The 13909-nt window shown below is 70.2% G+C and carries 15 protein-coding genes; 2 read left to right on the plus strand and 13 right to left on the minus strand.

The genetic code is table 11. From position 1 onward, the window contains the following. Position 1: 1 nt before the first annotated feature. The 7 genes from cs1 to ACIPRD_RS13640 form a co-directional block, all read right to left on the minus strand. Positions 2–976, minus strand: coding sequence for a clavaminate synthase Cs1 (gene cs1 / locus ACIPRD_RS13610; RefSeq protein ID WP_401562807.1), 975 nt, complete (start codon positions 974–976; stop codon positions 2–4). A 31-nt stretch (positions 977–1007) separates the two neighbouring features. Then, positions 1008–2348: an NDP-hexose 2,3-dehydratase family protein gene (locus tag ACIPRD_RS13615; protein WP_401562809.1), complete on the minus strand. Its 1341-nt coding sequence runs from the start codon at positions 2346–2348 to the stop codon at positions 1008–1010. Positions 2349–2438: 90 nt separating this feature from the next. Further along, entirely contained in the window at positions 2439–3380 is a 942-nt protein-coding gene (locus ACIPRD_RS13620) for an NAD-dependent epimerase/dehydratase family protein (protein WP_401562811.1), read from the minus strand. Beyond that, on the minus strand, positions 3377–4522 hold the full coding sequence (locus ACIPRD_RS13625) for a hypothetical protein (RefSeq protein WP_401562812.1): 1146 nt from the start codon (positions 4520–4522) through the stop codon (positions 3377–3379). The genes ACIPRD_RS13620 and ACIPRD_RS13625 overlap by 4 nt, the downstream gene beginning before the upstream one ends. A gap of 46 nt (positions 4523–4568) precedes the next feature. Beyond that, positions 4569–5723, minus strand: coding sequence for a hypothetical protein (locus ACIPRD_RS13630; protein ID WP_401562814.1), 1155 nt, complete (start codon positions 5721–5723; stop codon positions 4569–4571). 20 nt (positions 5724–5743) lie between these two features. After that, on the minus strand, positions 5744–6052 hold the full coding sequence (locus ACIPRD_RS13635; RefSeq protein ID WP_401562816.1) for a hypothetical protein: 309 nt from the start codon (positions 6050–6052) through the stop codon (positions 5744–5746). Between the two features lie 182 nt (positions 6053–6234). Then, positions 6235–6486 (minus strand): hypothetical protein, encoded by a 252-nt coding sequence (locus ACIPRD_RS13640; protein WP_401562818.1) that lies wholly within the window; start codon positions 6484–6486, stop codon positions 6235–6237. 140 nt (positions 6487–6626) lie between these two features. Here ACIPRD_RS13640 and hchA point away from each other — a divergent pair, with 140 nt between their 5' ends. Further along, positions 6627–7508 carry a glyoxalase III HchA gene (gene hchA, locus ACIPRD_RS13645; RefSeq protein WP_356401295.1) on the plus strand — a complete coding sequence of 294 codons (882 nt, stop codon included), beginning with the start codon at positions 6627–6629 and terminating at the stop codon, positions 7506–7508. A 60-nt stretch (positions 7509–7568) separates the two neighbouring features. Here the strand turns inward: hchA and ACIPRD_RS13650 are convergent, their stop codons facing one another. After that, positions 7569–8651, minus strand: a complete 1083-nt coding sequence (locus ACIPRD_RS13650; protein WP_401562820.1) for a DUF6397 family protein — start codon at positions 8649–8651, stop codon at positions 7569–7571. 124 nt (positions 8652–8775) lie between these two features. After that, positions 8776–9189: a roadblock/LC7 domain-containing protein gene (locus ACIPRD_RS13655; RefSeq protein ID WP_356401292.1), complete on the minus strand. Its 414-nt coding sequence runs from the start codon at positions 9187–9189 to the stop codon at positions 8776–8778. Positions 9190–9282: 93 nt separating this feature from the next. Between ACIPRD_RS13655 and ACIPRD_RS13660 the strand changes: the two genes are divergently transcribed. Continuing rightward, a complete protein-coding gene (locus ACIPRD_RS13660; protein ID WP_356401290.1) occupies positions 9283–9711 on the plus strand; it encodes a PPOX class F420-dependent oxidoreductase in 429 nt (142 codons plus the stop codon). A 9-nt stretch (positions 9712–9720) separates the two neighbouring features. Here ACIPRD_RS13660 and ACIPRD_RS13665 read toward each other — a convergent pair whose 3' ends face one another. The 4 genes from ACIPRD_RS13665 to ACIPRD_RS13680 form a co-directional block, all read right to left on the minus strand. Next, a complete protein-coding gene (locus ACIPRD_RS13665; protein ID WP_356401288.1) occupies positions 9721–10323 on the minus strand; it encodes an ATP/GTP-binding protein in 603 nt (200 codons plus the stop codon). Between the two features lie 190 nt (positions 10324–10513). Continuing rightward, complete coding sequence (locus tag ACIPRD_RS13670; RefSeq protein ID WP_401562822.1) at positions 10514–10927, minus strand: DUF742 domain-containing protein; 414 nt, start codon at positions 10925–10927, stop codon at positions 10514–10516. Between the two features lie 20 nt (positions 10928–10947). Continuing rightward, positions 10948–11385 carry a roadblock/LC7 domain-containing protein gene (locus tag ACIPRD_RS13675; RefSeq protein ID WP_356401284.1) on the minus strand — a complete coding sequence of 146 codons (438 nt, stop codon included), beginning with the start codon at positions 11383–11385 and terminating at the stop codon, positions 10948–10950. Then, entirely contained in the window at positions 11382–13904 is a 2523-nt protein-coding gene (locus ACIPRD_RS13680; protein WP_401562824.1) for a nitrate- and nitrite sensing domain-containing protein, read from the minus strand. The genes ACIPRD_RS13675 and ACIPRD_RS13680 overlap by 4 nt, the downstream gene beginning before the upstream one ends. Positions 13905–13909: the final 5 nt, after the last annotated feature.

Genomic DNA, 13909 nt, shown 5'->3' on the forward strand with positions numbered 1-13909 from the left:
GTCAGCGGCGGGCGGCGAAGGGGACGACGTCGCCCGCGCGCTCGCCACCCGACAGCTGGCCATTGCGGTCGGTGCGGACGTACGCCCGGTGCAGCCAGCGGTCCTTGCCGTCCCAGCGCGCGGTGAACGGAGCACGCCCGTGGGCGATCCGGAAGTTGTCGATGATCAGCAGGTCGCCGCGGGTCAGCAGAACCGGTTCGATGACATCCGTCAGGGCCGTCGACAGCGCGCTGAGGGCCGCGACGTCCTGCGGGGTCTCGGCGGAGACGCACGACCGGTTGAAGCTGACGTACGGGTCGCTCCTGTCGCCGTACAACGGCCTGGTGCGGACCGTGGCTTCCGGATCCGTGGCGTCGTACCGCAGCGTGAACTTCCCCTCGAACAGCTGGTCGCGCACCTCGTCGCTGAGCAGCGGCAGCGCCTTGCGGATCGAGCCGACGAGGGTCGCCGCCTTGCCCTCGTGATCGCCGCGCGAGCAGGACAGGAGGATGTAGTTCGGCTGGTGGGCGTGGTGCGAGAGGTCCGTGTGGAACTCGAGCTGGGTCTTGGAGGTGCTCCCGGACAGGGGATGCGCCTCGGGTGTCGGGTACAGCTCGTGCAGGACCGTGATGGAGCGGCGGTTGCCGTAGCCCTGGTCGTAGGCGGTGAGGAGCCCCAGCGCCCCGCCGACGACGCAGAGCATGGCCTCCATGTTCAGCAGCTGCCGGTCCGCCGGCGCCGGGCTGGACGCAGGAGTGGCCGGCAGCTCGTCGTCCGGTTCGACGGGAAGACCCCTCAGGAGCAGGTAACCGTCCGCGTTGCCATGGGCGTTGAAATCGTCCAGACCGTCGCGCAGTTCCTGCGGCAGGCGTTCCGCCAGCCGCTTCGCGTCCTCGAAGAAGGCATACAGGTCGGCCCGCGGCACTGTCGGCAGTGTCGAGGCGAGAGCGAGCAGTTCTGCCTGGTACGGAGCGCAGTCGATGATGGATGAAGGCACGGGTGCGGATCTCCCTTCGGTGTGGTGTGAGTCAGAGCAGGCAGGCGATGAGACTGCGAGCCTCGACGTTGACGTAGTAGCCGGAGTTGATCAGGTGGTTGAGCAGGCCCAGGGGCATCCACCGGTAGTTGTCCGGCGCGTTGACGGTGTGCTCCTCGGGGACCTCGACGACGACGTGTGTCGTGTCCGCGCGCAGGAACCGCCCACCGTCCTCCGACTGCACGGTCTTCAGGCGGATCCAGGACTCGGGTGCGTCGAGGTACTCCGCGAGCGGTGGGACGTCCTCCGGTCCGCTGTAGCTTCCCGGGGTCAGCTGCACCGTCGCGGCGAGCTCCAGCCGGTCCGTGAGGCCGGGCTGGACCATGGCCTGAACGAGGAACTGGAGCACTCCCCCACGGCGCTGGCAGATCAGGGCGACGGCATTGCCGCTCGTCGGTTCGAGCATGGGCTGGGACCACGTGCCGACCTCCCGGCTCGTCGCCGCGACCGACAGTCCGACGATCCGGAAGTAGTGGTCCTCGCGGTGGCGGATGCTGTCCGTGCCGCACACCCACTCGTCCATGTCGCGAAGGCTGATCCGCCTGACGTCCACGCTGAACTTCGCCTTCTGGTCGATGAGCCAGGTCATCGCGGCGCAGACGTCGGCGTTCGAGCGGCCCGCCCTGTGTGACTCGACGGCCTGGAGGCGGAACTCGTCCCGGATGTCGCCGTAGGAGTCCGGGGCGTCCTGCGCGGCGTACGAGATGCCGGACAGCACCGTGCGCGCGTTCATGTTCACGCGGTTCCCCCGCTCGAGCTGGAGCCGCAGCTGCCCGAGCGTCAACCACGTGAAGTCGTCGGCCACCTCGATGTCCTCGTGCTCGGGAACCTCGACGATCATGTTGCGATTCCGCTTGTACAGATACCAGGACGCGTGCTCCGAGAGGAGCTGGTCGAAGACGACGCGTCGTCCGGTGTGCTCCTGGAAGTACTCCAGGTACGGGGTGGCCCGACCGCCGTGCACGCGTTGGTAGTTGCTGGGGGTTGCCTGAACGGTCGCGGCGTACTGCACCAGTTCGCTGTTTCCCGGCTCCATCTTCGCCTGCATCAGGAAGTGCTGGACGCCGTTGATGCGCTTGACGATGATCCCGAGGATTCCGATCTCCGGTTGGACGATGATCGGCTGACACCATTCGGGGTTCGGCCCGAAGTCCGTGCGTACCGACAGTCCCTCCACCGCGAAGAACCGGCCGGACGCGTGCGAGAGGCGGTCGTCGATCCGCCAGTCGGGCAGTGCGTCCAACGGTATTTCCTCGACGCTGTAACTGGAGGAGGCCAAGCGCTTCTCGAGGAAGGAGTCGGGGTCCGGTGTCTCCGCGGTGCTCGAGGTCATGGCCGATGCCAGGAATCCATCGGAACGACTTACCTTGGCCGGCATGAAGCAGTTCCCTTCCGGGCTACGCCGATGCAGTGCGACGAGTTGTCACGGGCTTTCGAGGGGACCACCGGCCGCGATGTCGCGGGCCATGAGTCCGATGCCGGCGTCGAGGTCGCGCGGTTCGAAATCGATGAGGCTTCGGAGCAGCGACAGGTCGACCGCCAGGTTGCCGGTGTCGGTGTGCGCGTGGGGACCGGGAGTGGTCGCGACGGTGGAATCCGTGGCGGCTCCGACCGCGTCGAGCACATCGGCGATGGAACGGCCCACGCCGGTGCCCACATTGATCGTTCCGGGGAGTTCCCGGCCGTATGCGAGCAGGTCGAGTGTCGCCGTGACGAAATCGTCGACGTGGATGAAGTCTCTGGTCTGCCGGCCGTCGCCGTGGAGCGTGAAGGGCTTCCCGGTCAGGGCGCTCCAGAACGCCGCCGACACGACACCCTGCCCTCGCGACCGTGGCAGGAGGCGACCATAGATGTTCACGCAGCGCAGCGAATGGGTGGACAGGCCGTGCACCCGCCTGTAGTACTCCATGTACTCTTCGCCGACGCGTCGCGACATCCCGTAGGGAGACGTGGGCTCCCCTGCATCCGACTCGCACTTCGGCTCGTCGCCGGGCGCGTACACCGCACCGGCGGACGACAGGAAGAAGATCTTCGTGCCGGGGCTGAGTGAGCGAACCGCCTCACAGAGCCCGATCACCAGCGAGAGCGTCCCGATCGCGTCGGCCGCGGGTGCCGCCGACGAGGGCACCGGAAAACGGCCGCCCGCGGCGATGACGATCGCGTCCACGTCCTGGTCCAGGGTCTGCGGCAGACGCTCGACGCCGTCGCCGGACAGCCATCGGATCTCACCCGGCCCGGGATCCGCGTCCTTGGTGGCGAAGGGGTCGGAACGACCGACCACGCTGGCGCTCCAGCCACGGCGTGCCGCGCCCAGGGCGAGCGCGTTTCCCAGGAATCCCGCCCCGATCAGCGTGATCCGTTTCATCGTGCCGCCTCTGCGCCGGTCCGTGCGCCACTGTGGCCCGACAGCACTTCCTCCAGCCGCCGGACGACCGCTTCCTCCCCCTCGGGACTGAGCGCGCGCGGGTCGACCTCGAGTTGGCCCAGGTGCAGCTTGAAGTCGCGGAGATGGATGGACGGCACACCCGCTGTCATCTCCTCGGCGAGGCCGGCGGCGCTCAGCCCGGCCGATGCCGGGTCGACGGTCAGCAGGACGCGGTAGATCAGGCGCCCCGAATCGCACAGGGCGACGCCAGCCGAGAGGCCGGGGAGCTTGTCCAGCCGGTCCGCGAGCTTGGCCATCCGCACCGCTTGCTCCGCGGCACGCTCCTCTTCCGTGACGGCGGTGTACTCGCGGACGGCCTGGAGCAGCCCCAGCAGGTTCTCCTTGCCGACCTTCATGGGCCGGGCGATACCGGCGTACTGCGCCCGGCAGGCCGCGACCAGTTCGCCGGCCCCGCAGACGAACCCGGAGGTGGGCGCGCCCAGCATCTTGGGCCCGCTGTAGATCACCAGGTCGGCCCCGCTCGCCACCCAGCTCCGCAGGTCGCTTTCGCCGGCGGCGTCGACGATCACGGGGACGCCGTGCTCGCGGCCGATGGCGACCATCTCGTCGAGCGAGAGCTGCCTGCGGTGGACCGCGTGCGTGTGGGAGGCGACGTACACCAGCGCGGCGGTTCTCGAGTTGATGGCGCCGGCGACCTGGCTCCGCAGTGTCTCGTTCACGGCGCCCACCTCGACGGTCCGGCCGCCGCCCAGCGCGATCATCTGTGTGATGGGCGCACCCCCATAGGTGATGGAGTGGCCCTTCTGCAGCACGATCTCGTTGGGCCGGTCACCGGGGTCGGGCAGGCGCTGGATGCGCGGGGCGTCCGTCCCGGCGACACAGGCGGCCACCGCGATCGCCATGCCGGCGGCGGCGCCGATGACAGGGCACGCGTCCTCGCTGCCGGTGGCCTCGGCGAGGAACCTGCCCGCGGCCCGCCAGAGCTGGTCCATGTCGACGTGGAATCGCGCGGCGTTCCCCATGGCCATGATGACGCCGTCGCTCAGCGTGCAGCCGCCCAGCGGGGTCGAGTTGGCCTGCGCGCTGACGATGGGTGCGACACCGAGGTCCTGGTACTCCATGTTCTGGCTCCCTGTACGCCTGTCGATATACGGGTGGAGGTCCGACTCATCCACCGCGCAGTTCCTCGTCCAACCAGTCCATGAACGCGGCCATGCTGTTCTCGTAGAGCCGCTCCATGCGCCGGCCGGGCCTGCCGACCGCGCCGGACTTCACCTGCTGAAGCGCGTCGGCCAGGCTTTCTGCACTGGGCTCGCGCAGGACGACTCCCAGGTTCTCGCGAGCGACCAGGTCGCCGGAGATCCCGTGGGGGTCGATGATCGCGGGTATGCCGTGCAACCAGGTGTCGCGCAGGCGCAGCCGGGTACCGGTCTCGTTCTCCGCGCCCGGTTTCGCTATGCACACGTACGCCTCGGCTGCCTTCACGTACTGGTCGCGTTCGGACAGCGCGAGGGGCTCGGTGTGCAGGTGGACGCGATCGCCGAGTTCGAGGTCGTCGATCGCCTTGCCGACCTCGGCGATGGTGGACCGGGTGTCCTCGATCGGCGCCGCGTGCAGGAACGCGGCACTGGCGTCCACGCCGCGGTCACGGAGGATCTTCATGGCCTCCACCAGCATGAGCGGCTCGAAGAAGGCCCAGATGCCGCCGGTCCACAGAAAGTCGGCCATATGGACCGGCTTGACGGCGTCCGCCGCCTCGAGACCGCGCCGGCTGAATCCGACCGGCACGGTGCTGACCAGGTGGTCCAGCGTCGCGGAGCGTGCGATGTCGGCAGGCGTCGTCCGGCCGAACGCGCACAGCGTCGACAGAAGCGCCGCTCGCTCGACCTGGGAGCGGCAGAGGAAATGGTGCGTCACCTGCAGCATGCGTCGGTAGGTTCCGAGGAATCGCTGGTGCTCGCCGGTCGGGTCGGCACAGGCGAGCACCGAGGGGAAGCTCATGTGCTCGATCGGCGCCCGGCATTCGCCGATGATCAGTTTGCGGTGGGCGACAGCGAGCTCGATTCGGTCCCTGTCCGGGGTGTCGAAAAACATGACGGCGTCGGCAGCCGCGATGGCGCGTGCCGCCTCCTCACCCAGGGCGACCTCTTCCGCGGCACCCAGGTCGACGGTGTCCGAGGCAGATCGCGCGATCACTCGCACGGAAAATCGCCGGCTGAGGACCTGAGCGATCTCCGCGAGGCGCTGGCCCACGCCGGCGATGGAGGTCTCGGACAGGGAATATGAACCTGCGTCGATGACGACGATGGGTCGGTCGGTCATTGCTCTGCGCACACCATCCGTCAGGAGGACTCGACGAAGCAGAAGGGCGGGCCGCACCGGTGGTGAACTCGTCGGCCGCCGCCGTCCCGGCTGCCGCCGGCCCGCGCGCTGCCGATGCCCAAGGCCACGTCCTGGGCACCCCGGGATTTCCCGAATCCAGGATTCAACGTTTCTTTGAGGAAATGTCGGCCGCGGCAGTCGATGCTGACGGGCGGCCGGGCCGACGGTGACAGCACGTTCTCGCGCACGAGATCGACGGCGGCGTCCGCCTTTCTCTGCCGAGCACAGAATCGATCCGTGGTCGTATGGAATTCCCTGATGTCAGTCACCTCCCCGGACCCCGCGAGTACGTTTGTCCACTAGGCATATATCAGGCGGTTCGTGAATTCCTGATATCCATGGAGTCCATTTGATCCATGCGCTTTCCCAAGCGAGTGCCTAGTCTTCTGGGCACACAACCGGCTGTCCACCGACTCTTCGTCATCGGCGGATCGGCCGCCCCACCCGGCCGTCAAAGACTGCACCGACTGCACCCTTCTCGTCCGGACCAGGCGAAATGGCGTGATTCCTTGCCGACGGTGACCGTTTCCCGGCCCTCGGTGTCGGTGTCGGTGTCGGTGTCACGCTGTTCGGAGACCATCCGCAGCAGCGTGGCCACCCACGGCTGTGCCGACCTGGGGACCTGGCTCAGCAGCGCGCGGGCGCGGCGGGCGCAGTGGGCCGCAGTGGGCGCGGCGGGCGCGGCACCGTTGCCGGCTCGCACCGGGCAGGATGACGCCAGGTACCACCGCTTGATCCACCTGCCCCGGCGCCCCAGCCGCGCTAGCATCGAAGTGGATCATTTCGAACGGGCAGTCCGCGCCGGTGCCCGGACCCTTTCAGCCTTGAGAGCAGGTCGCCGCTATGTCATCTGCCACAGACGATCTGAGCAGGGACCCCACACCCGATCCGGCGGAGGACAACGCGTTCTTCCCGTCACCGTATTCGCTGAGCCAGTACACGTCGCCGAAGACGAACTTCGACGGCGTGCAGCACAAGGGCGCCTACACCGGGGGCAAGTGGAAGGTGCTGATGATCGCGGCCGCGGAGCGTTACGTGCTGGTGGAGAACGAGAAGATGTTCTCCACCGGGAACCACCCGGTCGAAATGCTCCTTCCCGCGCATCACATGATGGAGGCCGGCTTCGACATCGACGTCGCCACCGTCGGCGGCTACCCGGCGAAGCTGGAACTGTGGGCGATGCCGGAAGAGGACGAGGCCGTACAGGCGACCTACGAAGCCCTGAAGCCGAAGCTCAAGCAGCCCCTGAACCTCGCCGATGTCGTCGCCGACGGACTCGGTGAGGACTCGGACTACATCGCCGTCTTCATCCCGGGCGGTCACGGCGCCGTGGTCGGACTGCCGACCAGCGAGGAAGTGACCAAGACGCTCGACTGGGCCCTGTCCAACGACAAGCACATCATCACTCTGTGCCATGGCCCCGCCTCTCTGCTGGCCGCCGCCCTCGGCAAGGACGAGTCTCCGTTCAAGGGGTATTCGGTCTGCGTCTTCCCCGACTCTCTCGACGAGGGGCCCAACCTCGAGATCGGCTACCTGCCAGGACGCCTGCCGTGGCTGGTCGCCGGTCTGCTGAGAGAGCAGGGGGTGAACGTCATCAACGACGACATGACCGGCAGGACGCACCAGGACAGGAAGCTGCTCACCGGTGACAGTCCGCTCGCCTCCAACAGTCTCGGCCTGCTCGCGGCGGACGCCCTGGTCGAGGCAGTCGCCGCGGCGGACTGAACACGGCCGAGCCGGACCGGTCGCACCTGACCCGCCTGACGGGATCTCAGCGAGGCCTGATCACGCGTCCTCCCGCCGGCGGCCTCTCCGGCGCAGCCAACCGCGCAAGCCGCGCCGCATCGATGGCGGGCCCGGTGTACCGGACCGGTTCGAGCTCGTGGTGCCGTCGGCGTCCGCGGCGCCGACCCCGCCCGGGTCCGCAGTGCCGGCCCGGTCCGCGTCCGCGGTGACGGCCCTGCCCGGCTCCGCAGCGACTGCCCGGTCCCGCATCTGGGCGCGCGCCTCCTCCAGCACCTGCGCCAAGTCGGCCCGGAGCCAGTCGATCTCGTCCGGGGCCTGCGCCGTCATCAGCTCCTCGGCCAGGCAGGCAGCGGGTGAACCCGGGGCCCCGGCACCGGGCGGTGAGGTCCGCAGCCCGTCCAGCCGGGCACGCTCACGCGGATCACCGACGATGTCCTCGATCTCGGCGGAGGCCAGAAAGGTGGCCAGTGCCCCGGCTCGCTCCCAGGGTCCTTCCGCCTGTCGGAGCAGCAATCCGAGGTGCCGGCCTCGCCAGTTGCGGGCGCGGAGATCGACACCCGACGCCAGCTGGCTCCTCAGTGTCTCGGGTGTGCGTCCCGTGAGCAGGCGCGCGTTCTCCTCGCCTGCCGCGAACTGCCTGAGTTCCTCGGCCAGATAGAGCCAGACCACCGCCCGGTAGCGGTTGAGGTAGAAGCGCACCGGCACCAGCAGTCCCAGGCGTGCGAGTCGCGCGAACCGGCCTGCGGAGACCCCCATGATCGCGGCACCCTCCGCCGTACCCACGACCTGCACGCGCGCCCGGAGTTCCGTGGGAGATCCACTCGCTGCACGCGGCCGGTCGATCTCGGAGCGGGCGACCCTGCGATCTCCTCCGCCGCCCTCGTCGGGCACGGTACAGATGCGGCCTAGGCGGACGGCCAGGTCGAACTCATTGGGCCTGAGCCCCAGTTCCCGGGCCGCGCGGCTTGGCGGGCAGGTGACGGGGCGGGACGGTCCGCCGGCACCGGACGGGCCGTCACGTGGGACCGGTACGACGGCGTGGAGCGGGGTGACCGTGCGACGTGGGGTGGCTGTGCGACGTGCGGTGATTGTGCGATGTGGGGTGACCGTGCTGCCCGACATGTGTACTCCCCCGTGGAGCGGGTGGCTCACGCCCTGTGCGATCGCCGTACACACACGGTAGCCGGATCGGCACTTCTCGTGGCGGTCCTGTGGATAACTCCATGGAGCAGGAAGAACATGCAGGTCAGAGGTCCATCAGCGGAGTGTGCTCGGGTTGGCGGGCGTCCACGCCGAGGTGCTCGCCGACGCGGTTCACGAGCAGGGTCATCTCGTAGGCGATGATGCCGATGTCGGCGTCCGCCGCACTCAGCACGCACAGACAGCTGCCGGCCCCGGCGGCGGTGACGAACAGCACCGCGTCGTCGTACTCGACCATCGTCTGACGCACCCGGCCCGCGCCGAAGTGCCGTCCCGATCCCTTGGCCAGACTGTGCAGTCCGGAGGCGACAGCGGCCAGATGCTCCGCGTCCTCGCGCCGGAGGCCGGTGCTCGCTCCGGTGACCAGTCCGTCGTTCGACAGGACCAGCGCGTGCCGCACGTGGTCCACCCGCTCCGTCAGATCGTCCAGGAGCCAGCCGAGTCCTTGGTTCTGCGCCATCTTCGGTCTCCCCGTGTGACGTCTCCCCCCGTGGCGGAGGATCTCTCCGCCAGCCTTCCCCACCTCCGGCGTCCGGGCAAGCAGGATGGACGTATGGCACAGAAGATGACCGACGAGGAATGGCGGGCGTTCGTCTCGTACGGCACCCGAACCGGCAAGCTGGCGACCGTACGGGCCGATGGGAGCCCTCATGTCGCACCGATCTGGTTTCTGCTGGACGGCGACGACCTGGTCTTCAACACCGGCGCGGACACCGTGAAAGGGCGGAATATCGCCCGTGACGGACGGATCGCCCTGTGCGTGGACGACGACCGGCCCCCGTTCTCCTTCGTGACGCTGAACGGCCGCGCCCGATTGTCGGAGGACCTGGACGAGGTCCGCCACTGGGCCACCCGGATCGCCGCGCGGTACGTGGGCGAGGACCGCGCCGAGGAGTTCGGCGCCCGCAACGGCGTTCCGGGTGAACTGCTGGTCAGGGCCACCGTCGACCATGTGGTGGCCCTGAAGGACATGACGGGCTGAGGCCCGGGTTCAGCTGACCGAGTCCAGGAGCCGGGCGGTGTGCATCCGCCCGGCGTACTCGACGAGGCTGATGAGCACTTCCTTGCCGGAGGACCTGTCACGCGCGTCGCACAGGACCACGGGCGTGCCCTGGTCCAGGTCGAGGGCGCGGGAGACGTCGGGGGCGCCGTAGGAGCGCGCTCCGGGGAAGCAGTTGACGGCCACCACGAACGGGATGCGCCGGTGTTCGAAGTAGTCGACCGCCGGAAAGCAGTCCTCGAGCCGCCGGGTGTCCGCGAGGACCACGGCACCGAGGGCGCCCTGCGAGAGCTCGTCCCACAGGAACCAGAAGCGGTCCTGGCCCGGCGTCCCGAAGAGATAGAGCGAGAGGCCGGAGCGGATGGTGATGCGCCCGAAGTCCATGGCCACGGTCGTGGTGACCTTGTGGTCGACGCCGTCGGTGTCGTCCACCAGCTGGCCCGCCTCGCTGAGCAGTTCCTCGGTGCGCAGCGGCCGGATCTCGCTCACGGCCCCGACCAGGGTCGTCTTGCCGACGCCGAATCCGCCGGCGACCAGTATCTTCAGCGCCAGGGCGGACGGGTCGCCGGCGGCGTCGGAGTGCTCAGAGGCCATGATCACTTCTCTCGGGAGGGCCGGCTGCGGTCGATGGACCCGTGGACGAAGTCAGCATGATGACAACTCCGGCGCCACGGCGCGGGCTCGGACTGAAATGCACCTGATGTGACCGGCTCGCGCCCGGATGGTTGCCGAATGCGCGCGGTTCGGCGTGCGGGACGACGCCCGGTTGGGCGTGAATGTTCATCTACAGGGCCCGCAATCCGGCGATGACCTCGCGCAGAATCCGTTCGTCGGGCAGATGCGCCGGAGGCACGGGACGGCTGACGGTGACGCACCCCATTTCGAGGAGGTCGCCGAGGAGCACCCTGACCACGCCGACGGGGAGGTCGGCGTCCGCCGAGAGTTCGGCGACCGACTGGGTGTCCGTGCGGCACAGGTCGATCAGGGTCCGGTGTTCCGGGCCGAGCGCGGTGTCGTCGTCCACCGCGGGAGCCGCGGGGTCGAGGGCGACGAGCGCGATCAGGTCGAAGCGCACTCCGGTGGGGCCCGGCTGGGTACGCCCGCCGGTCATGGCGTAGGGACGGACCAGTGGCCCGGCCTCGCCGTCGTACCACTGGCTGCCCTGATCGGACAGGTCGTCGCCCGGGGTGCCGGTCATCCGCGCGGGCCCTTCCCGGTTCATCCGCCCGCGGGCGGGCGCGCACCGACACGGGGAGCCGTGTAGAGGTGCTCGCCCACCCGCTTGACCAGGCGTGCCATCTCGTAGGCGACCAGACCGATGTCGGCGGTGACCGCGGTGAGAACGGCGAGGCAGGAGCCGTCGCCGGCGGCCGCCACGAAGAGGAACGCGTCGTCCATCTCCACCATCGTCTGACGTACGCCACCCGCCCCGAAGTGCCGTCCGGCGCCCTTGGCGAGGCTGTTGAAACCGGAGGCCACCGCGGCGAGGTGCTCTGCGTCCTCCCGTGCGAGGCCGGTGGAGGCGCCGACGGCCAGGCCGTCGTTGGACAGCACGACGGCGTGCCGTACCTCGCTCACCCGCATCACCAGGTCGTCCAGCAGCCAGTCGAGTTCGCCTGACCGCTGGGCGCCTCTCGTGTTCGGGTCCTGGATCATGCGTGGTCTCCTTCGGTGCTGTCACGGCCCGTTTCGGGTTCCGGGGCGGCGACGCGGCCGGGCTGTCTGCCGCCGCCGCGTACCCAGCCGGCCCGGTAGGCCGCCATGCGGTCCCTCACGAGTTCGGGGGTGCGCCGGTCGTCGCCGGCCGGGGTGCTCTCGGGCTCCGGTTCCTCGGCGCGCTGCCGGCGGAGCTGGGGGGCGAGGTTCGCCTGGCGCACGCGGCGCGGGAGGTCCTCGGAGGACTCGGGGTCGTCCGGTGGCCGGTGCAGCCTCAGCGTGGTGACTCCCGGCGGCGGGGGCTCGTGCGCCGCGGCGGCCGGTGCGGCGGGAGCGGTGGCCGCCAGGGCGGGCCGGCCGGTGTGCGCGGTGACCGCGGCCGGCGGCTGGGGTGCCTCGGGGACGCGCGCGTACCCGCTGCCGGCCTCCGGTTGTTCCTGCGTCTCCTGCGCCGGGCGCTCCACGGCTCCGGTGTGCAGCAGGTCGGTGGGCAGCAGCACGACGGCGGTGGTGCCCCCGTAGGGGGAGGTGCGCAGATGCACCTTGATGCCGTGCCGGGCGGCGAGCCTGCTGACCACGAACAGTCCGAGGCGGTCGCTGTCGAACAGGTCGAGGGCCTCGGACTGTTCGATGCGCCGGTTCGCCTCGGCGAGGGTCTCGGCGCCCATACCGAGGCCTCGGTCCTCGACCTCGAGGACGTAACCGTTGCCCACGGGCTCGCCGGTGACCCGCACGCGCGTGTGGGGCGGGGAGAACTGGGCCGCGTTCTCGACGAGTTCGGCGAGCAGATGGGTGAGGTCGGCGACGGCGGTGCCGACGACGGCGGCCGCGGGGAACTGGCGCACCTCCACGCGCGCGTAGTCCTCGACCTCGGACACGGCGGCACGTACGACGTTGGTGAGGGACACCGGCATGCGCCAGGCGCGGCCGGGTGCCGCTCCGGAGAGGATGATCAGGCTCTCCGCGTGGCGCCGCATGCGGGTGGTGAGGTGGTCGAGCCGGAACAGGTCGCTCAGTTCGTTGGGGTCGTCGGAGCGCCGCTCCATGCTGTCCAGGAGGTTGAGCTGGCGGTGGACCAGGACCTGGCTGCGCCGGGCGAGGTTGACGAAGACCCCGGAGATACCGCTGGCGAGTTCGGCGCGCTCGACCGCGGCGAGCAGGGCCGCGCGGTGCACCGTCGTCAGGGCCTCGGCCACCTGTCCGGTCTCGTCCTCGGCGGGCGGCCCGGCCGGGGCCTCGGCCTGGATGTCGATCTCCTGGCCCGCGCGCAGTTTCCGCATGGCCGCGGGGAGTTTACGGCGGGCGATGCCCAGAGCGTCGTTGCGCAGGCTGATGAGCTCGACCACGAGGCCGCGACCGATCCGGACCGAGATGACGAGCGAGGCCACGACGGCGGCCAGACCGAAGAGCACCGCGGCGCCCGCCGGGCTGAGCAGGCCACGGGTGAAGGGGTCGGCGCGGCCCGCGACGGTGCGGCCCGCGTCCGCCGCGACGGTGTCCATGCCGTCGCGCACGCGCGTGTGGGCCGCGGTCCAGGCCGACGCGGGCGAGGTGTCCACCGCCTTGATGCCAGGTGCGGCGGCGAGAATCCTTTCTTCGGCCGCCGTGAGTGTGGCGTAGGCGTTGGTGTCGGTGAGCCGGTGCCAGGCGGAGCGCTGCGCGTCGGGGAGATCGGCGACGGCCGCGTCGGTGAGCGTGCGCCGCGCGGCCACGGCGGCGGTGAACAGCCGCAGCCGGTCGCCCTGGATCCGATCGGCGGGGCGGGCGCTGCCGAGGACGGCGTCCTCCTGGGCCAGTGACTCGCCGGCACGGGAGAATTCGAGCAGCACGCGCGCGTCGGAGCCGACGTCGTGCTGCTGGATGGCGGTGAGGGCGCCGTCCACCGCGAAGGCGTCCACGATGGTCCTGGTGTATTGCGTGTACGCCGCGTGCCAACCGGTCCTGCGATCGAGCACGGCCGTCCGCAGGACGCGCAGGTGCGCGGTGCCGGCGACGAAGGTCTCGAGGCGGCCGGCGACGGCGCCGGGCAGTTCCTGGCTGTCGGCGACGGTGTGGTCGTCGCCGAGCCTCAGCGCGGCCACGGCCCGGTCGGTGCGGGACGCGAGGCCTTCGAGGTCGTCCCCGCGTGCCGGGTCCGGGTCCGCGGCGTAGCGCACGGCCGCGGCGCGTTCGGCCTGGAGAGCGGTCACGGCCGCGGCGACGGGTGTGCGCAATTCGGCGTCGACACGCTGGGACTGGCGCAGCCGGGCGACGTCCTGGGCGGTGGTGACGGTGGCGTACGCCCACAGGGCGAGCAGCGAGACGACGGGCACCATCAGCAGGCAGACCACCTTGGCCCGTACGGTGCGGGGGCGCATGCTCCAGCGGCCCGCGGCCGGCGGCAAGGTGTCCGGCGCGGGGCCGAGGAGCGGGTCCGCCACCTCGTCGGCCGGGGGTCCGGCGTGCGCGCGGCGGCCGCGCTGCGGGAGCGGTGGCTGTGCCGCTGGGTCGGCCTTCGGGGTGCTTCGGGGTGGGCGCATGGCCT

Origin of the sequence: Streptomyces sp. NPDC090108, assembly GCF_044747185.1 — a bacterium.
Lineage (GTDB): Bacteria > Actinomycetota > Actinomycetes > Streptomycetales > Streptomycetaceae > Streptomyces.

Coding starts and splice junctions, on each gene's coding strand:
- ACIPRD_RS13625 (WP_401562812.1), bottom strand. CDS start 4,522: ATGGAGTACCAGGACCTCGGTGTCGCACCCATCGTCAGCGCGCAGGCC.
- ACIPRD_RS13650 (WP_401562820.1), bottom strand. CDS start 8,651: ATGTCGGGCAGCACGGTCACCCCACATCGCACAATCACCGCACGTCGC.
- ACIPRD_RS13665 (WP_356401288.1), bottom strand. CDS start 10,323: ATGGCCTCTGAGCACTCCGACGCCGCCGGCGACCCGTCCGCCCTGGCG.
- ACIPRD_RS13630 (WP_401562814.1), bottom strand. CDS start 5,723: ATGACCGACCGACCCATCGTCGTCATCGACGCAGGTTCATATTCCCTG.
- ACIPRD_RS13680 (WP_401562824.1), bottom strand. CDS start 13,904: ATGCGCCCACCCCGAAGCACCCCGAAGGCCGACCCAGCGGCACAGCCA.
- ACIPRD_RS13615 (WP_401562809.1), bottom strand. CDS start 2,348: ATGACCTCGAGCACCGCGGAGACACCGGACCCCGACTCCTTCCTCGAG.
- ACIPRD_RS13660 (WP_356401290.1), top strand. CDS start 9,283: ATGGCACAGAAGATGACCGACGAGGAATGGCGGGCGTTCGTCTCGTAC.
- hchA (WP_356401295.1), top strand. CDS start 6,627: ATGTCATCTGCCACAGACGATCTGAGCAGGGACCCCACACCCGATCCG.
- ACIPRD_RS13670 (WP_401562822.1), bottom strand. CDS start 10,927: ATGACCGGCACCCCGGGCGACGACCTGTCCGATCAGGGCAGCCAGTGG.
- ACIPRD_RS13655 (WP_356401292.1), bottom strand. CDS start 9,189: ATGGCGCAGAACCAAGGACTCGGCTGGCTCCTGGACGATCTGACGGAG.
- ACIPRD_RS13675 (WP_356401284.1), bottom strand. CDS start 11,385: ATGATCCAGGACCCGAACACGAGAGGCGCCCAGCGGTCAGGCGAACTC.
- ACIPRD_RS13620 (WP_401562811.1), bottom strand. CDS start 3,380: ATGAAACGGATCACGCTGATCGGGGCGGGATTCCTGGGAAACGCGCTC.